General features: G+C 64.3%; 20 protein-coding genes. 14 read left to right on the top strand and 6 right to left on the bottom strand.

Annotation, left to right across the window (positions count from 1 at the left end; genetic code table 11):
- Nucleotides 1–6: 6 nt before the first annotated feature.
- Nucleotides 7–1,641, bottom strand: a complete 1,635-nt coding sequence (locus SZ64_RS14470) for a M28 family metallopeptidase (protein WP_241773047.1) — start codon at nucleotides 1,639–1,641, stop codon at nucleotides 7–9.
- Between the two features lie 292 nt (nucleotides 1,642–1,933).
- Here SZ64_RS14470 and SZ64_RS14475 point away from each other — a divergent pair, with 292 nt between their 5' ends.
- From SZ64_RS14475 to SZ64_RS14490, 4 genes are all read left to right on the top strand, one after another.
- Nucleotides 1,934–4,651, top strand: coding sequence for a bifunctional [glutamine synthetase] adenylyltransferase/[glutamine synthetase]-adenylyl-L-tyrosine phosphorylase (locus SZ64_RS14475; protein WP_054531472.1), 2,718 nt, complete (start codon nucleotides 1,934–1,936; stop codon nucleotides 4,649–4,651).
- Nucleotides 4,651–5,124, top strand: a complete 474-nt coding sequence (locus SZ64_RS14480) for a peroxiredoxin (protein ID WP_054531473.1) — start codon at nucleotides 4,651–4,653, stop codon at nucleotides 5,122–5,124. The genes SZ64_RS14475 and SZ64_RS14480 overlap by 1 nt, the downstream gene beginning before the upstream one ends.
- Nucleotides 5,125–5,153: 29 nt before the next feature.
- Nucleotides 5,154–5,948, top strand: a complete 795-nt coding sequence (locus SZ64_RS14485; protein ID WP_054531474.1) for a ferritin-like domain-containing protein — start codon at nucleotides 5,154–5,156, stop codon at nucleotides 5,946–5,948.
- 217 nt (nucleotides 5,949–6,165) lie between these two features.
- Nucleotides 6,166–6,822, top strand: a complete 657-nt coding sequence (locus tag SZ64_RS14490; RefSeq protein ID WP_347230266.1) for a M23 family metallopeptidase — start codon at nucleotides 6,166–6,168, stop codon at nucleotides 6,820–6,822.
- 173 nt (nucleotides 6,823–6,995) lie between these two features.
- On the opposite strand, the gene galU is transcribed toward SZ64_RS14490, so the two are convergent.
- Entirely contained in the window at nucleotides 6,996–7,868 is an 873-nt protein-coding gene (gene galU, locus SZ64_RS14495; protein ID WP_054531476.1) for a UTP--glucose-1-phosphate uridylyltransferase GalU, read from the bottom strand.
- 101 nt (nucleotides 7,869–7,969) lie between these two features.
- On the opposite strand from galU, the gene murA reads away from it, so the two are divergent.
- Together murA and SZ64_RS14505 are read left to right on the top strand one after the other, a co-directional pair.
- Nucleotides 7,970–9,253, top strand: coding sequence for a UDP-N-acetylglucosamine 1-carboxyvinyltransferase (murA, locus tag SZ64_RS14500; protein WP_054531477.1), 1,284 nt, complete (start codon nucleotides 7,970–7,972; stop codon nucleotides 9,251–9,253).
- A 68-nt stretch (nucleotides 9,254–9,321) separates the two neighbouring features.
- Nucleotides 9,322–9,564: a hypothetical protein gene (locus SZ64_RS14505; RefSeq protein WP_054531478.1), complete on the top strand. Its 243-nt coding sequence runs from the start codon at nucleotides 9,322–9,324 to the stop codon at nucleotides 9,562–9,564.
- Here the strand turns inward: SZ64_RS14505 and SZ64_RS14510 are convergent.
- From SZ64_RS14510 to SZ64_RS14525, 4 genes are all read right to left on the bottom strand, one after another.
- Nucleotides 9,558–9,794 (bottom strand): ribbon-helix-helix domain-containing protein, encoded by a 237-nt coding sequence (locus tag SZ64_RS14510; protein WP_193391529.1) that lies wholly within the window; start codon nucleotides 9,792–9,794, stop codon nucleotides 9,558–9,560. The genes SZ64_RS14505 and SZ64_RS14510 overlap by 7 nt on opposite strands.
- Nucleotides 9,795–9,799: 5 nt before the next feature.
- Complete coding sequence (gene fumC / locus SZ64_RS14515; RefSeq protein ID WP_054531480.1) at nucleotides 9,800–11,197, bottom strand: class II fumarate hydratase; 1,398 nt, start codon at nucleotides 11,195–11,197, stop codon at nucleotides 9,800–9,802.
- A gap of 31 nt (nucleotides 11,198–11,228) precedes the next feature.
- Nucleotides 11,229–11,951: an acetoacetyl-CoA reductase gene (gene phbB, locus SZ64_RS14520; protein WP_054531481.1), complete on the bottom strand. Its 723-nt coding sequence runs from the start codon at nucleotides 11,949–11,951 to the stop codon at nucleotides 11,229–11,231.
- A gap of 134 nt (nucleotides 11,952–12,085) precedes the next feature.
- Nucleotides 12,086–12,847, bottom strand: coding sequence for a hypothetical protein (locus SZ64_RS14525; protein ID WP_054531482.1), 762 nt, complete (start codon nucleotides 12,845–12,847; stop codon nucleotides 12,086–12,088).
- Between the two features lie 420 nt (nucleotides 12,848–13,267).
- On the opposite strand from SZ64_RS14525, the gene SZ64_RS14530 reads away from it, so the two are divergent.
- From SZ64_RS14530 to SZ64_RS14565, 8 genes are all read left to right on the top strand, one after another.
- Nucleotides 13,268–13,702, top strand: coding sequence for a DUF3576 domain-containing protein (locus SZ64_RS14530; protein WP_241773107.1), 435 nt, complete (start codon nucleotides 13,268–13,270; stop codon nucleotides 13,700–13,702).
- Nucleotides 13,703–13,790: 88 nt separating this feature from the next.
- The gene (gene leuS / locus SZ64_RS14535) at nucleotides 13,791–16,310 is read left to right on the top strand and encodes a leucine--tRNA ligase (RefSeq protein ID WP_054531483.1); all 2,520 of its coding nucleotides are present in this window, start codon (nucleotides 13,791–13,793) and stop codon (nucleotides 16,308–16,310) included.
- Entirely contained in the window at nucleotides 16,307–16,807 is a 501-nt protein-coding gene (gene lptE / locus SZ64_RS14540; RefSeq protein ID WP_054531484.1) for an LPS assembly lipoprotein LptE, read from the top strand. The genes leuS and lptE overlap by 4 nt, the downstream gene beginning before the upstream one ends.
- Nucleotides 16,804–17,847, top strand: a complete 1,044-nt coding sequence (holA, locus tag SZ64_RS14545; RefSeq protein WP_054531485.1) for a DNA polymerase III subunit delta — start codon at nucleotides 16,804–16,806, stop codon at nucleotides 17,845–17,847. Before lptE ends, holA begins: the two co-directional genes overlap by 4 nt.
- Before the next feature lie 202 nt (nucleotides 17,848–18,049).
- Nucleotides 18,050–18,454: a hypothetical protein gene (locus tag SZ64_RS14550; RefSeq protein WP_156313650.1), complete on the top strand. Its 405-nt coding sequence runs from the start codon at nucleotides 18,050–18,052 to the stop codon at nucleotides 18,452–18,454.
- A gap of 269 nt (nucleotides 18,455–18,723) precedes the next feature.
- Nucleotides 18,724–19,419 carry a polysaccharide biosynthesis/export family protein gene (locus tag SZ64_RS14555; protein ID WP_162225121.1) on the top strand — a complete coding sequence of 232 codons (696 nt, stop codon included), beginning with the start codon at nucleotides 18,724–18,726 and terminating at the stop codon, nucleotides 19,417–19,419.
- A 43-nt stretch (nucleotides 19,420–19,462) separates the two neighbouring features.
- The gene (locus tag SZ64_RS14560; protein ID WP_241773048.1) at nucleotides 19,463–21,676 is read left to right on the top strand and encodes a polysaccharide biosynthesis tyrosine autokinase; all 2,214 of its coding nucleotides are present in this window, start codon (nucleotides 19,463–19,465) and stop codon (nucleotides 21,674–21,676) included.
- 5 nt (nucleotides 21,677–21,681) lie between these two features.
- Entirely contained in the window at nucleotides 21,682–22,854 is a 1,173-nt protein-coding gene (locus SZ64_RS14565; protein WP_054531488.1) for a hypothetical protein, read from the top strand.
- The last annotated feature ends 39 nt before the right edge of the window (nucleotides 22,855–22,893 follow it).

Genomic DNA, 22,893 nt, shown 5'->3' on the forward strand with positions numbered 1-22,893 from the left:
TCTGTCTCAGCAACCGCCCTTGGTCTTCTTGCAACTGGCATCGCGGATACGGCGGAATTCGTCGCCTGCTACCCAGTTGGGCCAGGCAGAGCTTTCGGCCAGCATCCGCCCGATCATGTAATAGAGTTCCATGTCCTGCTTCATCGATCCGAAGTCCCACTTGGGATCGAATTCGTCATTCGCCGCGTGATAGGCATTGGCCGTGTAGCGTTCCTGCCAGGCGCCGCCAGCAGCGGGGCCGCCGTCCACGAAATCCTCGCCCCCTTCGACATAGAGCATCGGCACGCCGCGCTTGGCGAAGCTGAAATGGTCCGACCGGTAATAGAAACCCGCCTGCGGGGACTGGTCTGGCGTGGCGGTGCGGCCCTGCTTCTTCAGCACCTTGGCAAGGAAGGCGTCCAGTTCGCTCTTGCCGCCGCCGATCACGCTGACATCGCGCGCCGGGCCGGCCAGCAGCGGCGTGTCGATATTCAGGCCGCCCACGATATGGTCGAGCGGGAAGACCGGATTGGCCGCCAGATATTCGCTGCCCAGCAGGCCCTGCTCCTCTGCCGTCAGCGCCACAAAGGCCATGCTGCGCTGGGCTGGACCGGATTGCGCCTGCGCCTTGGCCAGCGCGACCATGGCGGCAACGCCCGCCGCATTGTCGATCGCGCCGTTGCAGATGTCGTCGCCCTTATCGTCGGACGTGCAATGGCCAAGATGGTCCCAATGGGCGGAATGCAGCACAAATTCGTCGGGCCGCGTGGTGCCCGGCAATATGCCGATCACGTTCCTGGAGGTATAGCGGCGGATGTCGTTGCCGAAGGCGGTGGAGACAGACAGGCCCAGCGGCACCGGCTTGAACCCCTTCTGCATCGCCGCGCCTTCCAGCGTGTGCAGATCCTTGCCGGCGGCCTCCATCAGCTTTCTGGCGGCATCGTTCTGCAGCCAGCCATTCATCAGGGTCTGCCCGGCCCCGCCATCGGCGCGTTCGGCAAAGGCCTGCGGGCCGGTCCAGCCTTCCTGCACCACATTCCAGCCATAGGATGCGGGGAAGGTGTCGTGCACGATCAGCGCGGCGGCCGCGCCCTGCCGGGCGGCTTCCTCGAACTTGTAGGTCCAGCGCCCGTAATAGGTCATTGCCGCACCGCCGAAGGGGCCTTCCAGCCCATCGGTCAGCCAGTCCGGATCGTTGACCAGGATCACGGCGGTCTTCCCGCGCATGTTCACCCCGGCATAATCGTTCCAGCCCTTTTCGGGCGCGACGATGCCATAACCGACGAAGACCAGCTCGCTGTCCTTCAGCTCGACCTGCGGTTGTTCGCGATAGGTGACGCCAACCCAGTCCGCATTATGCGCAAGGTCGAAGCTCCGGTCGCGCCCGGAGACCTTCATCGGCCCGAAATCGCGCCCGGTGATTTCCACCAGAGGCACGTCCTGGAACCAGCTGCCCTTGTTGCCCGGCTGCAGCCCGGCGGCAGTGAACTGCTTCACCAGATAGTCCAGCGTCTTGGTTTCGCCCGTCGTGCCGGGGAAGCGGCCCTCGAACTCGTCGGACGAGAGCACTTTCGTCACTTCCCGGATCAGCGCCGTGTCGATCGGGGCGGGTTCCACATCGGGAATGTCCATCGCCGCCACATCGGTCATGCCTTTGGCCATTCCCGATCCTTCGGTTCCGGTGGTGGCACAGCCGGCCAGCAACAAGGCTGCACCTGCGGGTAGGAGAAAGCGTAGCATCGCGGACCCTGTTCGAATGCGTGAACCGCCCCAGCCTTGGCAGAGCGCAAGGTGCGACACAAGCAGGTGCCCGCTGGCGCCTGTCCGTTGGCGCCTGTCCGTTGGCGCCTGTCCGTTGGCACCTGTCCGTTGGCACCTGTCCTTTGGCACGTGTTCGCTGGCACTGGCCTGCCCGCCCTTGCCCGCCCCGGCGCGGCAGTGCAGGGAAGGGGCGATGGAACGTTCCTGGCAATCCGCGCTCGAAAGGGCCCGCAAGCATTCGCCCTTCCTCTCGCTGGGTCTGGACCGGCAGCCGCAGCTTGTCGCCCTGCTTGAAGCGGGCAGGGGCGAGGATGCGCTGGCATGGGCCAAGGCTGCAGGCGAAGGCGCGCCGGATGTCGCCACGGCCTTGCGGCGCGAGAAATGGGGGCTGGCCGTCGCGCTCGGCATCGGCGATCTGGCAGGGGCCTTCCCGCTGGCGCAGGTGATGGCGGAACTGTCCTCTTTCGCTGACCGGGCAATGGATGCGGCCATCGGCGCCGCGATCCGTGCGCGGGTGGAAGATGCAGAGCCGGCAGGCTTCACCGCGCTGGCGCTGGGCAAGCATGGCGCGGGCGAGTTGAACTATAGTTCCGACATCGACCCGATCCTGCTCTACGATCCGCAGACCCTGCCCCGGCGCGAGCGGGACGAACCGGGCGAAGCCGCGCAGCGCATTGCCCGCACTCTGGTGGAAACGCTCTCGCGCCAGACGGCGGATGGCTATGTTTTCAGGGTCGATCTGCGGCTGCGCCCGGCATCCGAAGTTTCGCCCCTGGCGATTTCCTTCAATGCGGCGCTCTCCCATTACGAATCGCTGGCGCTGGCGTGGGAACGGGCGGCCTTCATCCGCGCGCGGGCCTGTGCGGGGGATATTGCGGCTGGCGAGGAATTTCTGCGCCAGATCCGCTCCTTCGTCTGGCGGCGCAATCTCGATTTCGGGGCGATCGAGGAAATCCGGCGGCTGACCGCGCGCATCCGCTCGCACCATGGCGGGCCGCAGGCGCCGGGGCCGGGCTTTGACGTCAAGCGCGGGCGCGGCGGCATTCGCGAAGTGGAATTTTTCGCCCAGACCCATCAGCTGATCCATGGCGGGCGCAAGCCCAGCCTGCGGGTGCGCGGCACACGCGCCGCGCTGGATGCGCTGGCGGATGAAGGGATCATCGCGGGCGAGGACGCGCTGGTTCTGGGCGAAAGCTATGACCGGCTGCGCGAGATCGAGCATCGGCTGCAGATGGTGGCGGACCGGCAGACGCACAGCCTGCCAATTGATAGCGATGCGCTGGATAATGTCGCCCGGCTGGACGGTCTTGCCGATGGCGCGGCCCTGTTGGGCGAACTGGCGGAGATCACCGAACGGGTGGCAAGCCGGTATGACGCGCTGCTGGATGGGCCGGACAGTGCAGCCTCGCCTGTCTCGCTGGGCCAGGATGGCGCACTGGCCGAACGGCTGGGCCAGCTCGGCTTTTCCGATCCCGTGCATCTGGCCGAACGGATCGCGGGGTGGAGCGACGGGCGCGTGCGTGCCTTGCGCAGCGAAGCGGCCCGCGCCGCCTTCGAGGCTGTGTTCCCTGCCCTGCTGGAAGCCCTAGCCAATGCGCCGGACCCGGACCGGGCCGTGGCGCGGTGGGAGACCTTGCTGGTCAATCTGCCCAGCGCCGTGAACCTGTTCCGCCTGCTGGAAGCGCGCCCGGGCCTGATGGAACAGCTTGTGGCGATCCTCACGCTCGCCCCGCCGCTGGCGGATGAACTTGCCCGGCGGCCGGACCTGCTCGACGCGCTGATCGATACGACCGCGCTCGATCTGCCCGGCAGTGTCGATGAACTGGCCGCGCGGATGCGCAGCCTGCCCGAAGGCGTGGGCTATGAAGAACTGCTCGACCGGGTGCGGCGCGTGGTGGGTGAAACCCGCTTCGCGCTGGGCGTGCAATTGATCGAGGCCGCGCAAGACCCGCTGGAGATCGCCGAGGCATTGTGCCGCACGGCGGAGGCCGCGCTGGATGTGTGCCTCAAGGGCGCGGAAGAGGAATTTGCCCGCGTCCATGGCCGGATTCCGCAGCACGATCTGCTGGTGCTGGGCCTCGGGCGGCTGGGCGGCGGGGCGCTGACCCATGCCTCCGACCTCGATCTGATCTATCTGTTCAGTTCTGGTGACGGGACAGATGAATCCGGCCTGCAGTCGGACGGGGAACGTCCGCTGGGCGTCACGCTCTATTTCAACCGGCTCGCCCAAAGGGTGACCGCGGCGCTCAGCGTGGCAACGGCGGAAGGCCCGCTTTACGAAGTGGACACCCGCCTGCGCCCGCAAGGCAATCAGGGGCCGCTTTCGGTCAGCCTCGACAGCTTCGAACGCTACCAGAAGGAAGACGCCTGGACCTGGGAGCATATGGCGCTCAACCGCGCCCGCGTGCTGGCCGGCCCGCCACAGGCGCGCGCAAGGCTGGAAGCGATCCTTGCCGAAGTGCTGCACAGGCCGCGCGATCCGGAAAAGCTCAGGGCGGATGTGCTGAAGATGCGGCATGAAATGGCCGCGCATAAGCCCCCCAAGGGCGTGCTGGACGTGAAGCTCCATCGCGGCGGGCTGGTCGATCTGGAATTCCTGATTCACTATCTGCAATTGCGCGAACGGATCGCGATCACGCCTGAAATGGTCGGCGCGCTGACCGGGTTGATCGAGGCGGGGCTGCTGCCTGAAAATCTGCTCAAGGCGCAGAAAGTGCTGATCCGCGTGCTGGTCGCCGCACGGCTGCTGGCGCCCGATTCACAGGAACCCTCGGCTGCTGCCTGCGGTGTGCTGGCGCGCAGTTGCGGCGCGGCCAGCTATCCCGATCTGCTTGAACTGCTGGCCGAAGCGCGCCACGGCGTCGCGGCGGCCTGGGCTGCGACCTTTGGTGAAACACTGGAGATGGAATGATGAGCGAACGCCCCGATATCGGCGATGCCGTGCCCGACATTGCCCTCGAAAAGCCCGAAGGCGGCGTGGTGAAAGCGTCGGACTACAAGGGAAGCAAGCTGGTTCTGTTCTTCTATCCGAAGGACGATACGCCCGGCTGCACTACCGAGAACAAGGATTTCTCCGCGCTGGCTGGTGAATTCGCCGAAGCCGGGATTGCCCTGTTGGGTGTCAGCAAGGACCCGCCGAAGAAGCACGCCAAGTTCATCGAAAAGCACGCCCTGTCCGCTCCGCTCGCTTCCGATCCGGAAGTGGATGGCCTTGCCGATGCACTGGGCATCTGGGTGGAAAAGAGCATGTATGGCCGCACCTATATGGGCATGGAACGCACCACCTATCTCGTCGATGCCGATGGGAAGATCGCCCGCGTCTGGCGCAAGGTGAAAGTGAAGGGCCACGCGGAGGAAGTTCTGGCCGCCGCAAAGGCGCTCTAGGCTCCGTTCGGTTGCCCTAAGGCCTCCTTATGTCCCGTTCTGTCGCCTTTGCGATTCGCTCCGCCCTGCTCACCGCAAACCCGCGGGAAAAGGTCTTTGCCACGCGGGAAGTGGCGCGCAGCTGGCGGCTCGGGCGGCTGGATTACGCTTTTGACGTCGCCATGCCGGACAGGCCCGCATGGCCGGAAGTGCCGGAACTGCTGCCGCCCAACCGCATGCCCAAGCGCGGCAAGGGCGGCTCCGAACGGGCGCGCATCGCCCTGTGGCATGCGCTTTGCCACATCGAATTCGTCGCCATCGATCTCGCGCTCGACATGGCCGGGCGATTCGGCGCGGAGATGGGGGAAGGCTTCGTGTCGGACTTCCTCTCCGTCGCAGCGGATGAAGCGATGCATTTCGCCCTGCTGGAACGCAAATTGCACTCGCTGGGCAGCTTTTACGGCGCCCTGCCCGCCCATGGCGGCCTGTGGGAAGCGGCGGAAAAGACCCGCCACGATGTCGGCGCGAGGCTCGCCGTGGTGCCGATGGTGCTGGAAGCGCGCGGGCTGGACGTGACCCCGGCCACGCTCGAACGGGTGCGTGCGCAGGGTGACGAAGGCGGTGCCCGCATCCTCGAACGCATTCTAGCCGATGAAATCCGCCACGTTTCTACCGGGACGAAACACTTCACCGCATGGAGCGCCAGAGTGGCAAAAAGCCCGGAAATCCTGTGGCGGGAACTGGTCACGACCCATTTCACCGGGGCTATTAAGCCACCGTTCAACGACTCAGCGCGTTCCGCAGCCGGTTTATCGCTGAGCTACTACGGCGCGCTTGCCACCTGAGCACGGCCCTGTTTACGTCCCTGTCAACAGGGGGCACGGGGTCACTTTCCCGGCTTTTGAGAATAAACATCCGGCCTGTTCCTGGGCCATCGCTCTTGGGGGATCGAGGGCGGCGAGAGCCGCGCAAGATTTTTAGGACGGGACAGACAGGTCGCACATGGTATTCTCGCTTTCGCTTCGCACCCTGCCGGCAGCACTACTTGCCGCTCTGGCTATCATGGGTGCCAGCCCCGCCTCGGCTCAGACCGAAGCTACCGCCGCCCAGATCACCACCAACGTTCATAACCTGACCGAAGGCCCCGATGCCCAGCTCGGCAAGGGTGACGAGGAATTCAGCCAGCTCTTCGCAAGCTGGAAGTCTCTGGATAACGGCACGGGCGTTGCAATGCCCGCCGCGCGCCCGACCATTTCGGTGCCGTCGCGTTCGCCGCTCGCCAAGATGACGCTCACCAGCGGCTTTGGCATGCGCAATCACCCGGTTCTGGGTGGCCGCCGCAACCACAAGGGTATTGATCTGGCCGCCCCGTCGGGCACGCCGGTTTATGCCCCGGCTGATGGCCTGATCGCCCGTGCAGATTGGTTCTCCAGCTACGGCAATTACATCCAGATCGAACATGGCGGCGAACTGCAGACCCGTTATGGCCACCTTTCCGGTTTTGCGGTCCAGTCCGGGCAGCGTGTCCACAAGGGTGACCTGATCGGTTATGTCGGCTCGACCGGCCGTTCCACCGGCCCGCACCTGCACTATGAAGTGCGCGTCGGCGGCGTTGCGGTGGACCCCAGCCCCTATCTCGTCGGCGATGTCTCGCTGGCCAACCTCGACCAGAAGGTTGCCGAAGGCGCCATTGGCGGCCCGGACGACGACGAGGAATAACAGACCGGCTCATAGCGGCCAGTTCAGAAGGCGGCAGGGGCATCCCTCGCCGCCTTTTTTGCTGTCTGCGCTCCGCGCCCCCTTTCACATTACGCACCAGTTCTGGGCGCAAGATGGCATCCGGATTCGCTGCGATGTGATGTTTCGGAGGGCAATTGCGCTGCCCGGCGCGGTCAGCCCAGCAGGCGCTTTGCGATGGCGCGTACTTCCTCGCCCATATCCTCACGCTCCAGCGCGAGGGCGAGGGTGGCTTCGATGAAGCCGGTCTTGCTGCCGCAGTCGTAGCGGCGGCCGGCGAAGGTCACGGCGTGGAAGGGCTGGTGGCCGATCATCTTTGCCATGGCATCGGTAAGCTGGATTTCCCCGCCGGCGCCCTTTTCCTGGCTTTCCAGCGTGCGCATCACTTCCGGCTGCAGGATGTAGCGGCCAGAGATGATCTTGTTGGAAGGCGCATCCTCGCGCTTCGGCTTTTCGACCAGCCCGGTAACCTCGGTCAGCGCGCCATGCGCCTCGCCCGGGGCGATCACGCCGTAAGAGGAGACTTCCTCCATGGGCACTTCCAGCACGGAAATCAGATTGCCGCCCACTTCCTGATAGGCTTCCACCATCTGCTTCATGCAGCCCGGCGTGCCGATCATCAGCTCGTCCGGCAGGAAGATGGCGAAGGGATCGTCGCCCACGATGGCGCGGGCGCACCAGATGGCATGGCCCAGACCCATCGGCACCTGCTGGCGCACGGTGATGATGTCACCCGGAGTGGCGCGCGTCGGCTCCAGGATCGAGAGATCCTTGCCGCGTTCCGCCAGGGTCGATTCCAGTTCATAGGCGACGTCGAAATGTTCGACGATGGCCGATTTGCCGCGCCCGGTGACGAAGATCATCTGTTCGATCCCCGCCTCCCGCGCCTCATCCACTGCATATTGGATCAGCGGACGGTCGATGACCGGCAGCATCTCCTTTGGGATAGCCTTGGTCGCGGGAAGGAAGCGCGTGCCCAGTCCGGCGACCGGAAAGACGGCTTTCTTGATCGGTTTGCGGCTGCTCATGGATGGGATGTATGAACGCCCTGCGCGCAGCGTCAACCTGCTGAAATTAACTATCGGCGATCCACCGCTTGCCCCGTTCTGCATTCAGGTTAAACGGCATCATGGACAAGATCATAATCGAAGGCGGCCGCCGCCTTTCCGGCACCATTCCCGTCTCCGGCGCGAAGAATGCCGCACTTACCCTGCTCCCTTGCGCCCTGCTGACCGATGAGCCGGTGACCCTGCGCAACCTGCCGCGCCTGGCCGATATTGACGGCTTCCAGCACCTGATGACCCAGTTCGGCGTTTCGACCTCCATCGCGGGTGCGCGGCCGGAGGATTTCGGGCGGGTGATGACCCTGGAGGCGACGCGCCTCACTTCCACTACCGCGCCTTACGATCTGGTCCGCAAGATGCGCGCCTCGATTCTGGTGCTCGGCCCGATGCTGGCCCGTGCGGGCGAGGCGACCGTCTCGCTGCCCGGCGGCTGTGCCATCGGCAATCGCCCGATCGACCTGCATTTGCGCGCGCTGGAGGCCTTCGGCGCCGAGATCGAGCTGGCGGCAGGCTATGTCCGCGCCCGCGCGCCTGATGGCGGCCTGCCGGGTGGGCGCTATTCCTTCCCGGTCGTGTCGGTCGGCGCCACGGAAAATGCGCTGATGGCGGCCGTGCTGGCCAAGGGGAAGAGCACGCTGCACAATGCCGCGCGCGAACCTGAGATCGTCGACCTGTGCAACCTGCTGGTGGCGATGGGGGCAGAGATCGAAGGTATCGGCACGTCCGACCTGACCATCCACGGCGTGCCACGCCTGCATGGCGCCACTTACAAGGTGATGGCAGACCGGATCGAAGCGGGTTCCTATGCCTGTGCGGCGGCGATCACCGGCGGTGAAGTGACATTGCAAGGCGCCAAGTTCGAGGAAATGGAAGCCACGGTGCAGGCCCTGCGCGATGCAGGTGTGACGGTGGAGGCCGTGAAGGACGGCATCCATGTCGCGGCGGATGGTCCGCTGAAGGCAGTTACCCTGTCCACGGCCCCCTATCCCGGTTTCGCCACGGATATGCAGGCCCAGCTGATGGCGCTGCTCTGCCGCGCGGAAGGCACCAGTGTGCTGACGGAAACCATCTTTGAAAACCGTTACATGCATGTGCCGGAACTCAACCGCATGGGCGCCCAAATCGAGACATCGGGCCGGACGGCTATCGTCCACGGGGTGCAGAAGCTCACCGGGGCTGAAGTGATGGCAACCGATCTGCGTGCTTCCATGAGCCTGGTGATCGCGGGCCTTGCGGCCGAGGGCGAGACCAAGGTGCACCGGCTCTATCACCTCGATCGCGGTTATGAGCGACTGGAAGAAAAGCTGGCGCTGCTCGGCGCACAGATCGAACGCGTCGGCGACGGTTAAGGCCCTGTTCGGACCCATGGGCCGAGCCTGTGCGTTGGTTGAACGAACCTAGCAAAGGAGCGACTCATATGGGAATCGTCAGGCTTGGAATCTTCGCCGCACTGGGCGCCTTCGTCTACAAGAGCTGGCAGAAGTCACGCCGTGCTGCCCCTGCGGCCTTTGCCGATGGGCAGGGTGAGCCGGGCAACCAAACACAAGTGCGCGACGCAGGCCCCGAAGCTATGCGCGACGGCCCGCGCCGTCCGTGGACCAGGGAAGACGAGGCAAGCGACGAGAGCTTTCCCGCCAGCGATCCGCCAGCGACCTATTGAGCGCCGTAGCGCGCCGCCAGCCAGAGCCGGATGGCGCCAGCCAGCCCGGGCGGCGTTTTTGCAGCAATCCGCTCTGCGTCGATCCGGGCGACCAGCGCATTGATCGGCACACCTTCGTGTGCGGCGGCATTGCGCAGCAATTCCCAGAAAAGCGGTTCCAGGCTGATCGAGGTCTTGTGTCCGGCGATTTCGACCGAGCGTTTGACCGGCGGGTGATAGAGATCGTCCATCGATGTCAGGCGCGGTCCGGCCCCAGCATCTTTTCCGGTCGCACGATCCGGTCATATTCCTCTGCCGAAACCGCCCCGCTGGCCAGCGCGGCCTCACGCAGGGTCATACCTTGCGCATGGGCATTCTTGGCGATGGCGGCGGCCTTGTCATAGCCGATGGTCGGGGCCAGCGCGGTGACCAGCATCAGCGATCGTTCCACCCCGGCGGCAATATTGTCTTCACGCGGTTCCAGCCCGTCCAGCAGGTTTTCGGTGAAGCTTTCCGCCGCATCGGCCAGCAGACGCACCGATTGCAGGAAGTTCTGGGCGATGACCGGGCGATAGACGTTCAGTTCGAACTGCCCCTGGCTGCCCGCAAAGGTGAGCGCGGCATTATTGCCGAACACCTGGGCGCAGACTTGCGTCATCGCCTCGCATTGGGTCGGGTTCACCTTGCCCGGCATGATGGACGATCCCGGCTCGTTTGCAGGCAGGGCCAGTTCGCCCAGCCCCGAACGCGGGCCGGAGCCGAGCAGCCGGATGTCGCTGGCGATCTTGTACAGCCCGGTGGCCAGCGCGTTAAGTGCGCCATGGGCGAAGACGAGGCCGTCCTCGCTCGCCAGCGCCTCGAACTTGTTGGGCGCGCTGGTGAAGGGCAGGCCGGTGATGGCGGCGATTTCCTGCGCCATCGCTTCGCCGAAGCCTGCCGGCGCGTTGAGGCCGGTGCCCACGGCAGTGCCGCCCTGCGCCAGTGCAAGGATGCCGGGCAGGGTCAGTTCGATCCGCTCGATCCCTGTGGACACTTGCCGGGCATAGCCGGAAAATTCCTGCCCCAGCGTGAGTGGCGTCGCATCCTGCGTATGCGTGCGGCCGATCTTGACGATCCTGTCCCACGCTTCCGCCATGGCGGAAAGCGATACATGCATCAGCCGCAGGGCGGGCAGCAGGCGGTGAGACACTTCCCTTGCGGCCGCGATATGGATCGCGCTGGGGAAAGTGTCGTTCGATGACTGGCCCAGATTGACGTGGTCGTTGGGGTGAACCGGGCTTTTCGCGCCCAATTGCCCGCCAAGGGCGAGGTTGGCGCGATTGGCGATCACCTCATTGGCGTTCATGTTGCTCTGCGTGCCAGAGCCTGTTTGCCAGACGACCAGCGGAAAGTGATCGTCCAGTGTGCCGGAGGCGACTTCACCAGCGGCCACCGTAATGGCATCGGCCAGGCGGGGATCAAGCAGGCCGAGCCGGGCATTCACCCGTGCGGCCGCCTGCTTGATCACCCCCAGCGCATGGATGACGGGAAGCGGAATGCGTTCGCCGCCGATGCGGAAATTCTCGAGGCTGCGCTGCGTCTGCGCCCCCCACAGCCGGTCGGCCGGGACGGCGATTTCGCCAAACGTGTCAGTCTCGATCCGCGTCCCTGCCATTCCGATACCTGTTCCGAAGCGCAGGTGCGCCTCAATACATATGCTGGCCACCATTGAGCGACATGGTCGATCCGGTGACGAAGCCGGCTTCCTCGGCAGTGAGGAAAGCCACGCCGCGCGCGATTTCTTCCGCATGGCCCAAACGGCCAACGGGGATCTTGGCGACGATCTTTTCCAGCACCGGTTCCGGCACGGCAGCAACCATGTCGGTATCGATATAGCCGGGGGCAATCGCGTTCACGGTCACGCCCACGCGGGCGCCTTCCTGCGCCAGCGCCTTGGTGAAGCCGTGAATCCCGCTTTTGGCCGCGGCATAGTTTACCTGACCATATTGCCCGGCCTGTCCGTTGATCGAACCGATGTTGACGATGCGGCCCCAGCCACGTTCGCGCATGCCGGGGAAGCAGGCCTTGGCCATGTTGAAGCAACCGCCGAGGTTGATTCGCATCACCTCGTTCCAGTCGTCGAAGCTCATCTTGTGAAGCGTGGCGTCGCGGGTGATGCCGGCATTGTTGACCACGATTTCAATCGGGCCGACTTCGGCTTCAACCTTGGCGCAGCCCGCCAGCGTCGCTTCATGGTCGCCTACGTCCCATTTGTAGGCGGGGATACCGGTCTCTTCGGTGAAGGCGCGGGCCTTTTCTTCGTTGCCGGCATAATTTGCCACGACGGTGCGGCCCTGTTCCTTCAGTGCAAGGCAGATTGCCTTGCCGATGCCGCGAGTGCCGCCAGTGACGATTGCGACGCGTGCCATGTATGCTCCTTTTCAGATGTTATTTTCGTACCTCACTCTCCTCGGTGCCATCGTTACGGTGAACCGGGAAAGCAGGCAAAGAAAAACCCCGCATTGCTGCGGGGTTCTTTCAAACTCGCGACAATTGCATCCGATCAGAAGCGGAACTGCGTCCCGACATAAACGGCCTGGCTATCCTGTTTGCCATTGGTAAGCGGCTCAAGCCGGTCACGATCCTGCGAATAGCGCACACCTGCGGTGACGTTGAGGTTGCGGGTGAGCGAGTAGCTGCCACCGACATCCACCGTCTGATCGCCAAGCGAATCGCGGGTGCGGGCGCCACGGCCGGTCTTCTCTTCCTGATCGAGTGCGATTCGCGCGGCAAAGCGGCTCGGCTTTTCAGCAACACCAGCGGAGGGCTGGTAAGCGGCCAGATCGGGAATCGCCGCATCGCTCAGCGTGTCAGACAGCAGCGGCGGGCGGGCAAAGCTCTGATAGCCGAGCGAGCGGCCCAGATTGTAGCGCGTCGGTGCGATGCGGGGGGCGGCCACGCTGGCTGACGAATCGCCAGCAGCGGCGAGTGCCTGACGCACCGAAATCGCACGGGCAGTATTCTCATCTACGCGCACGGCCACGGTAACGGCCCGGTTCGTGCGGTCTGACGCGCCAGCCGGCGTGAAACGCATCAGCTTGCTGCCCGGCAGGGACTTGTGTGAAATCAGTTCCGCCAGGCGCGGATCGACCGAAGCGGGTGTAAAGGAAGCGAGCCGTGCGGAAGCAGGCAGGCTGATGCTTTCGGCATCCAGGGCGCCAAGCGCGAAGCCGGCGCTGGGAATGGCCACCAGCAGTGCGGCACCGGCAAATGCGAGCGCTGCGGGAATCCCGCTACGCCGTGCCGATTTACGCTGCTTTGCCATTACCCCTTACACCTTGTCCCAGTGTGCGACCGCATCAAACGCCCGAGATCCTGAACCTTCCCTTACAGGTTAAAGGAATCGGCCCATTAACTCTCACCTGACACCGATAGTTTTTCCACAAGCGGATGACCAGATTCGAATTTGATCTACGACGCCTGTTTTGCAGGAGTGTTGCAGCACATCCACAATTAGCATTTTCCCGGAAGCAGTCTCGGTTGGGCACGGTTAAGCGCGCATTCACGCCCAGGCTGCGCATTGCGGCCTGTCCGCGAGGCCTCGCGCGCACTTGCCGCACAGTGTGTGGCGGCTATAGAGGCTCGGATGCGGTGAAGGCCCTGCAAGGGGCCGTGCGCCTGCCTTTGATGAGCAACGGGAATGACATTCGTGATGACGGTCAGCAGCGGGAACGGGATTTCTTCGATGAAGCGCGCAGGCCGGGTCCTGCTGGTCGTGGGTGCGCTTGGCGCCCTCGCTGCCTGCGGCGGTGGCCGCGACGAACGGCCGCAGGCCGATTATTCTTCCGCGCAGGTTACTTCGATCGGCGTCAATTCCTATCTCTGGCGCGCCACGCTGGAAACGCTGGTCTTTATGCCGCTGACGCAGGCAGACAGCGCGGGCGGCGTGGTTGTGACCGATTGGTATGCCAACCCGTCCAACCCCAATGAACGGATGAAGGTTTCCGTGACGATCCTCGATCAGGATCTGCGGGCCGATGCCGTGCGCGTTGCCGCCAGCCGGCAGGTGCTGCAGGGCGGCGTCTGGGTGGAAGCCCCGGTCGAGGCCGCCACTGTCCAGAAGCTGGAAGACATCATTCTTACCAAGGCCCGCGACCTGCGCCGTTCCTCGGTCGGCTGATCCGCATAGAAGGCCTGGGCGCCTCGGCCGCGGTGCAATTCCGCGCGAGGCGCTTCAATCTGTGCCGTTGAGGCACTAGGGGCACATCATGAGCGAAACACGATTCGATCCGTCGCAGGCCGACGGGCGCTGGCAGCGCGCGTGGGACGAAGCACAGAGCTTCCGTGCCGACGACAGTTCCACCAAGCCGCGCAGCTATGTGCTGGAGATGTTCCCCTATCCTTCGGGGCGCATCCATATCGGCCATGTCCGCAATTACACGATGGGCGACGTGCTGGCCCGCTACAAGGCGATGACTGGCCATGAAGTGCTGCACCCCATGGGGTGGGATGCCTTCGGCATGCCGGCGGAAAACGCCGCGATCGAAAAGGGCGTGCATCCTGGCGCCTGGACCTATCAGAACATTGCCAACATGAAGGCGCAACTCCAGCGTCTGGGCTTCGCGCTCGACTGGAGCCGGGAAGTCGCGACCTGCGATCCTTCCTACTACGGCCACGAACAGGCGCTGTTCCTCGATCTTTATGCGGGCGGGCTCGTCTACCGCAAGGAAAGCGCGGTTAACTGGGACCCTGTGGACCAGACCGTGCTGGCCAATGAGCAGGTGATCGACGGGCGCGGCTGGCGTTCCGGGGCATTGGTGGAGAAGCGCAAGCTTTCCCAATGGTTCCTCAAGATCACCGATTTCGCGCAGGAACTGCTCGACGGCCTCGGCTCTCTGGAGCATTGGCCCGAGAAGGTGAAGCTGATGCAGGAAAACTGGATCGGCAAGAGCCAGGGCCTGCAATTTGCCTTCACCCTGTCCGATGGGGAGAAGCTGGAAGTCTACACCACCCGGCCCGATACGATCTTCGGCGCGAGTTTTGTCGCCGTGGCGGCGGATCACCCCGTGGCGCAGAAGGTCGCGGCGGACAGCGCCGAGGCGCAGGCCTTCATTGAGAAGTGTCGCGAAGGTGGAACGACGGCAGCCGAACTGGAAACCGCCGAAAAGCTGGGCTTCGATACCGGCCTTACCGCGAAGCACCCCTTCACCGGGGCCGATTTGCCGCTCTACATCGCCAATTTCGTGCTGATGGATTACGGCACCGGCGCGATCATGGCTGTGCCCGGGCATGACCAGCGCGACTTCGATTTTGCCACCAAATATGGCTTGCCGATCACCCGCGTGGTTGCCGCCAGTGCTGAAGACGCCAGCAAGCCCTTCGCAGGGGCGGCCGAGGCGGGCGACGGCGTGTGCGTCAATTCCGGCTTCCTTGACGGGATGAGCGTGGCCGATGCCAAGGCCGCGGTGATCGCACGTGCGGAAGGCGAAGGCTGGGGGCAGGGCCAGACCGTGTGGCGCCTGCGCGACTGGGGCGTTTCGCGCCAGCGTTACTGGGGCACGCCGATCCCCTTCATCCACTGCCCCAGCTGCGGCGTGGTGCCGGTGCCGAAGGATCAACTGCCGGTCACCCTGCCGGAAGACGTGGACATGGCGATCCCCGGCAATCCGTTGGTGCGCCACCCCACGTGGAAGCATGTCGACTGCCCGGCCTGTGGCGGCGCTGCCGAGCGGGAGACCGATACGCTCGACACTTTCGTCGACAGTTCTTGGTATTTCCTGCGCTTCGCCAGCCAGCCGGCCGACCGGCCCTTCGATCCCGAAGAGATCGCGCGCTGGATGCCGGTGCAGCAATATATCGGCGGGATCGAGCATGCGATTCTACATCTGCTCTATGCCCGTTTCTGGACCCGCGCGCTCAAGGCGATCGGCAAGCTGGACGTGGCCGAGCCGTTTGCCCAGCTCTTCACGCAGGGCATGGTGACGCACGAGACCTATTCGCGTGAGGAAGATGGGCGCCCGGTCTATTTCAGCCCGGGCGAAGTGGAACGCAGCGCCGATGGCGCCGTGCTGAAGGACGATGGCCAGCCGGTAGAAATCGGCCGCGTCATCAAGATGTCCAAGTCGAAGAAGAACGTCGTCGATCCGGACGAGATCGTCGCGAAATACGGCGCCGATGCCGTGCGCTGGTTCATGCTGTCCGACAGCCCGCCCGAGCGTGACCTGCCGTGGTCCGAGGCCGGGATCGAAGGCTGCTGGCGCTTCGTCCAGCGCCTGTGGCGCCTGTTCGGCCAGTTCGATGCCGCCGCTACTGGCGAGGATAAGGCGCTCGATCGCAAGGTGCACCAGACTATCGCCGCCGTGGCCGACGATATCGAGGCGCTGAGCTTCAACAAGGCCGTCGCCCGCATTTATGAGCTGACCAGCGCAGCCGAAAAGGCCGCGCCTTCGGCCAGCCGTTCAAATGCGATTCGCGTCGTGCTGCTGCTGGCTTCGCCCATGATGCCGCACCTTGCCGAAGAAGGCTGGGCCGCGATGGGTGAAACTGGGCTGGTGGCCGATGCCGAATGGCCCGAAGTCGACCCGGCTCTTCTGGTTGAAGACGAGGTCACGGTGGCTGTTCAGGTGAAGGGCAAGCTGCGCGACACGCTGACTGTCGCCAAGGGCACACCCAAGGAAGAGCTTGAGGCGCTTGCTCTCGCTTCCGAGAAAGTGCAGCGTGCACTTGATGGTGCGGAAGTGCGCAAGGTGATCGTGGTGCCCGACAGGTTGGTCAATCTCGTCGCATGAGGCGCGCAGGCGGCCTCCTCGCTCTGGCGCTGATCGCTGCGTCGGCACTCGCTTCCTGCGGCCTGCAGCCGATGTATGCGGGCGGGGGCAGCGGCGAGGTCGCCCGTTCGCTCGCCTCGGTCGATATTCCCTCAATCGAGGGTCAGGCCGGCTGGTTGGTGCGCAACGCTCTGCGTGACCGGCTGGGCGAGCCGGACGGATCGGCGCGCTATCGGTTGGACGTGCGGCTCGACGATAATCTCGAAGGCCTCGGCCTGCTGACTGACGATACGATCGGGCGCGAACGCCGCACCCTGCGCGCGCGCTATCAGCTGGTCGATACGGCCACGGGTGAAGTGTTGCTGGATGCCAGCGATGGGTCCGACGCCGGCATCGACGTCGTCAGTTCCGAATATGCGACCATCGCGGCAGAGCAGACTGCGCTTGAGAACCTCGCCCGCGACGTGGCTGACCGCATTGTTACGCGGCTGGCGCTGACGCTGCGCAAAGAGCCGTGAAGGCAACCCAGCGCGATTTTGCCAATGTCGCCCAACGTGCGGCGGGCGCCTGCAAGGTTTTCTTCTTCTGCGGTCAGGACGAGGCCGGTGCGTCGGCTGCTGCTGAACGGATCGTGTCGCTTTTCCCCGACGCCGGTGAGCGAGTGGAGATGCAGGGCGGCGATCTGCGCAAGGATCCGGTCCTCCTGGGCGACGAGGCCCGCTCGACTTCCCTCTTCGGCGATACCCGCCATATCGTGGTGCGCGCCAATGGCGATGAAGTGCATGACGCGCTCGCGCTATTGCTGAAGGCGATTGACGCCAAGGAAGGGGAGCCATGCCCCGTTCTGGTGATTGCCACTGCCGCCACCGATAAATCGCGCACGGCCAAGCTGCTGGAAAAGCGCGAGGATGCGCTGGTGGCAATGTTCTATCCCCCGGATCTGGCGCAGGTGACGCAATCCGTGCGGACGATGGCCAGTGCGGCAGGCCTGCGGCTTTCGGGCGATCTTGCTGAGCGGATTGCCCGTGCGGCAGGGCTGGACGTGCGGCTGGCCCAGTCGGAAGTGACCAAGCTGGCCCTCTATCTCGATGCCAGTCCGATCGAACCGAAGGATGCCAGTGTCGACGCACTCGATGCAGTCGGCGCGAAGACCGAGGAAGACGGGTTCATGCCGTTGGTAAACGCCGTGCTTTCCGGGGAGACGGGCAAGCTGGCGGGCGAATTGCACCGCATGCGCGAGACGTCGATGAACCCGGTGGGCCTGCTGCTTGCGTTGGAACGCCGCGCGGCACAACTTGCCGCGCTGGCGGCAAAACTGGGGCCGCGCGGCGACGTCAACGGCCTGTTGGAAGCGGAGAAACGCGCCCGCCGGATATTCTGGCGCGATGAGCGAGACCTTTCGGTGCAGTTGCGTCGCTGGCGCGGGCGCAAGCTTGACCGGCTTGTCGCCAAACTGGTGGAACTGCACCGTGCCCTGCTCGCCAACAACCAGTCGGCTGAATTGCTTCTCTCGCAAGGCCTCGCGGAAATTGCACGGGCCGCCGCGCCGAAGCGTTGACGAGAAAGCCTGCGGTAACCTTATAAATCACTGATTTATAACAGATTATATGGTGATTTCCGTCACGAAAGGCCTGTTCTGCGCTAACCAACGAATTGCTGCGCATGCGAGAAAACGGGTGGCCGGGCGTTTCTTAATGGGATAACAATTGCCCTGTTCCAGAAAGTGGGCGGTGGGTTTTGTGCCCAGTGAGGGAATGGAAATGATCAGGAAATTCAACATCGGTCTGGCGGTCTGCGCGCTGGGTGCGATGGTTTCGGCCAATCCTGCCTTTGCCGCCGGGGCAACCCGCTCGGCACAGGCGCTTCCGATGCTCGCTGCCAGTGTTGGCTCGGTCGCCTATTCGCCGGGCGTCGAAAATACCTGGCGCTGTGTCCAGGTTTCCGATGAGGCGCTGAAGCTCAAGAAGAAGCACGTCAATGTCGATCAGGCAGGCCGCGTGGTCCTCAGCCCCAAGGGCGCACCCTATGGCTGCAAGCCCAGCCCCAGCGGCTACAAGGTCAGCTCCGGCGGCGGCTTCCCGTTTGAAATCGTGCTCGGTCTTGCCGGCCTCGGCGGTGCGCTGCTGGCGCTCGCCGGTTCGAAGGGCAGTGACAGCCCGGGTTGAACTCGGGCGGCGCCCTAAAGGAAGGGGGAGCGGCGATGCCAATTGCATGCCGCGATTTCCCCGGCGGCGCCTGTTGCCACAAAATCTGACCATGGGCTTCCACCAGCCCTGATTTCTTAACCGTTTTTGCGGCAGTCTGTCCGCGTGCTTGTTCGAAGCAATCCGACTTTCAGAATCATGCGCCATCGTCCCGGCGCCTAATGAGAAGTCGGAAGATTAGTCGAGGCCGGGAGGGAATTGGTCTTCCGGTCGTGCCTGAAGGGGAAACAGTGCGAATAGCCCAGCCTTTCAGCCTCTTGCGGCTTGCCCCATTTGCCCTGCTGGCGGCCTGCCAGCCGCAGCTGCATCCCGATCTGCCGACTGGAGCGGCCGCCTATGAGGTGCTGAACGCTGCCACAGCGGAACAGAACGGAGCCTACCTGCTCCATTCAGGTGACATCCTGTCGGTCAATGTCTTTCAGGAACCGGACCTGACGGTCGAGGAAGTGTCGATCGACGGCATGGGCAATCTATACCTTCCGCTGATCGGTGAAGTGCGTGCGGCCGGCCTTAGCCAGACCGAGCTTTCGCAGCAGATCGAGCGTGCTTATGGCGAAGGCTATCTGCGCAATCCGCGCGTTGCCGTTTCAGTGAAGCAGGCGTTGTCTGCCACGGTCTCTGTGGAAGGCGATGTCATGCAACCGGGCGTCTACCAGATCCAGCCCGGTGCCACTTTGCTTACAGCGATGGCGCTGGCGCACAGCCCCACGCGAACCGCCAAGATGGATGAAGTGCTGGTCTTCCGTATGGTCAATGGCCAGCGGATGGGCGCGCGCTTCAATCTGACAGATGTGCGTTCGGGCACGGCGCCCGATCCGCAGATCCTGCCCGGCGATGTCGTCGTGGTTGGCTTCTCGGCCGTGCGCGGCGTGTGGCGCGATATTCTGGAGGCGGCGCCTCTGTTCAACATCTTCACGCGGTTCTGATGGCCGTGGGGTTCAGCGGTCCGATGGATGCAAGGAGCGACAAGTGAACGTGCCCGCGCCTGAGACACACGAGCCGGCCTATGGCGGCCAGCAACCCTATGGCTTGCCGATGGGCGTCTATGGCCCGGGGGCCATCGGCGAGGTCATCCGGTACATTCTCGCACTGATCCGCCGTAATCGCTGGCTGATCGCGGCAGTGATCGGCCTCGCTGTGATCGCGGCAGTGGCGCTCACCATGCTCGACACGCCACGCTATACCGCTTCGGCGACGGTTCAGATCAACGACCAGAGCGAGCAGGTTCTGGGTGAGGAACTCGACGCGCAAACCGAAGTGAACAAGGCTTCCGATGTCGAGCGGTTCCTCAACACGCAGATCGAAATCCTGCGCAGCCGTGCGCTGGCCCAGCGGGTTGCACGGCGCCTGGATCTGATCGGCAATGAACGCTTCTATGCTGCCATGGGCCTTCCGCTGCCTGGGCAGGATGCTTCGGAAGCGGCCCGCCGCGAACAAGTGATCGGCCTGCTGCAAACCAATATGGAAGCGGTTCTGCCGCGCAACAGCCGCATCGTGACGATCAGCTTCTCCAGCACCGATCCGGCGCTGTCGGCGCAGATCGCCAATACTTTCGCGGACGAGTTCATTCAGGCGAACCTCCAGCGGCGCTTCGACAGTTCGGCCTATGCCCGCAGCTTCATCGGCGAACAGCTCGAAGAAGCGCGTGTGCGGCTGGAAACTTCCGAGCGTGAGGTCAATGCTTACGCCCGTAACGCCGGCCTGATCCGCATGCGCGAAATGACGCCGAACGGCGAGAATGCCGACGCGGTTTCCAGCAGCGTTACGACTTCCAGCCTCATGCAGATCAACGAGGCCGCCAATCATGCCAAGGCTGATCGGATCGCCGCGGAAGGGCGCTGGCGGGCAGAACAATCGACGCCGCTCTTCGCTTCGGCTGCCGTGCTTTCCAACCCGACGGTGCAGGATCTGATGACCCGCCGGGCCGAACTGGACGCAGAACTGAAGAAGAACCGCGAACGCTATCTCGACGATCACCCTTCGGTGCTGCAGGGCAAGGCGCAGCTTGCGACCGTAAACCAGCAGCTCAATCAGGTTGCCGCGAATGTGCGGGATTCGATCCGGGCGCAATATACGGCCGCACTTGCGGCGGAACAGCGCCTGACTTCGCAGGTCGAACAGTTGCAGGGCGCCACGCTGGCCGAACAGGACCGCGCGGTGCGTTACAACACACTTGCACGCGAAGCGGATACGAACCGCTCGCTCTATGACGGCCTGTTGCAGCGCTTCCGCGAACTCAATGCTGCCGCCGGGATCGCAACCAGCAATCTGGCGATTATCGACCGGGCCGATGCGCCGCTGGCGCCTTCCTCGCCCAGCCTGCCCAAGAACCTTGCCATTGCGCTGGTGCTGGGCGTGGTGGTTGCCGCAGCGGTCGTGTTCATGCGCGATCAGCTGGACGATGCGATCCGCATCCCCGAAGACGTGGAAGAAAAGGTCCAGCTGCCCTTGCTGGGGATCATCCCCAATACAGGCGACATCTCGCCAGCCGAAGCCATGGCCGATCCGAAATCGGCCGTGGCGGAAGCCTATGGCTCGCTGCGCGGTGCCTTGCTTTATTCCACCCGTCAGGGCCTGCCTCGCCTGATGCTGGTTACCAGCGCGCAGCCGACCGAAGGCAAGAGCACCACCGCCTTCGCCATCGCCACCGGTTTTGCGCGCATGGGCCGCACTGTGCTGCTGATCGATGCGGATATGCGCCGCCCCTCGGTCCATGGACGTATCGGGCATGACAATCGCAAGGGCCTTTCCAGCCTGCTCGTTTCACAGGATCCGGCAGATAGCGCGCTGGTGGCGACCACGATCCCCAATTTCTACGCCTTGCCCTCCGGCCCGATTCCTCCCAGCCCGACCGAACTCCTCACGTCGCCGCGCATGCCTGCCCTGCTCGATGAGTTCCTCGGCCGGTTCGATGTGGTGATTTGCGATAGTCCGCCAGTGCTCGGCCTCGCGGACGCCCCTGCCCTGTCGGCGTTGGCTGATGGTGTGGTGTTTGTCATCGAGGCGGAACGGGGCCGTCGCGGGGCTCTCAAGACTGCGCTCAAACGCCTGCGGGCCGTGAATGCCGTGCTCTTGGGTGCAGTGCTGACGAAGTTCGATCCGAACAAGTCCGGCAACCGCTATTCCGAATATTACGGCTATTCCTATTACCGCTACGAAGCGGATGATGAGTCCAAGAGCTGAGTTGCATGGGCGCTTCCGGACCAGCCGTGCGCCTGCTTCTCTCGGCCCTCCCGCTCGGCTGCCTCATCGCCGCATGGGGCAGCGGTCTGGATCGCGCCAGCGCCGATTCGCCCGGACTGGAACGGCTCGTGCCTGGTCCGCTGCGCGCGCAGGCCGATCGCAGTGCCGGGGCCATGGCACTGGTGCGGGGCGATTTGCCGGGCGCGCTTGCCCATGCGGAAGATGCGGTACGCCGTGATCCAGCCGAGGCGCTGGGCAATTCGTTGCTCGGCACCGCACGCGTCATGACCGGCGACACGCAGGGGTCAGAGGCTGCGTTTCGCGTTTCCGCCGAGCGTGGCTGGCGTGACCGGTTGACCCAGCTTTACTGGTTCGATGCGGCGATGCGTGCGGACGATGTTGAACGGGCGGCACTGCGTGCGGATGCGCTGTTGCGCGCAGACCCCGTACTGCCTGCTGCCGATGACCTGCTGACGCCGCTGGAGGCAAGCCCGCAGGGCCGTGCCGCGCTTGCGGCAAGGCTGGCGCAGAAGCCCGGCTGGAGTGCGGCCTATTTCCGCCCCAGAAACGATCCCGATCCAGCAATGTTGCAGCACCGTACGCAGGTGGCACTGGCCGTGGCGGCGTTGGGCACGCCGCTGGAATGCGGCATGATCGGTGATTTCTCCGCCATGCTGATCGGCAATGGAATGCGCCGCGAGGCAGAGCAGCTCAGGCGCGCCAGTTGTCCTGGCTCCGGCCCTGGCGCTGGTGACGGCATTCTGGCCGATGGCGGCTTCGGGCAGCTTGCGCGCAAGCAGGATGGCGGGCCGTTTGGCTGGAGCCGGTTCACCTCCGGCGATCTTGCCGTGGAAGTGACTGAACAGGCGAAGGGCGATTACGCCGTGAAGGCTCGCAACTCGGCCTCTGTCACCCGGCTGATTCTGTCGCAGGCAATCGACCTGCCGCCAGGTGCATGGCGGGTGAAGGCAAATGCCAAGGCGGAGCCGGGCAGCCTTGTCGCTTCGCTCGATTGCGACGGGCGCGCCCGCCGGCCCGCGCAGGTCGATGGAGAGCTGACCGGGGCTGGCCAGTTGCTGAAAGCTGAAACATGCGACCGCGCCGTTCTTGGCGTGTGGCTCCGGCCCGGCGAAGGCGAAGCCGTGATCGACGACATCGCAATCACCAGGGTGAATTGACGTATCTGCCTTCGCCCCGCCCGCAAGCCGGGGCCGGGC

The sequence above is a fragment of the Erythrobacter sp. SG61-1L genome (assembly GCF_001305965.1).
GTDB lineage: Bacteria > Pseudomonadota > Alphaproteobacteria > Sphingomonadales > Sphingomonadaceae > Andeanibacterium.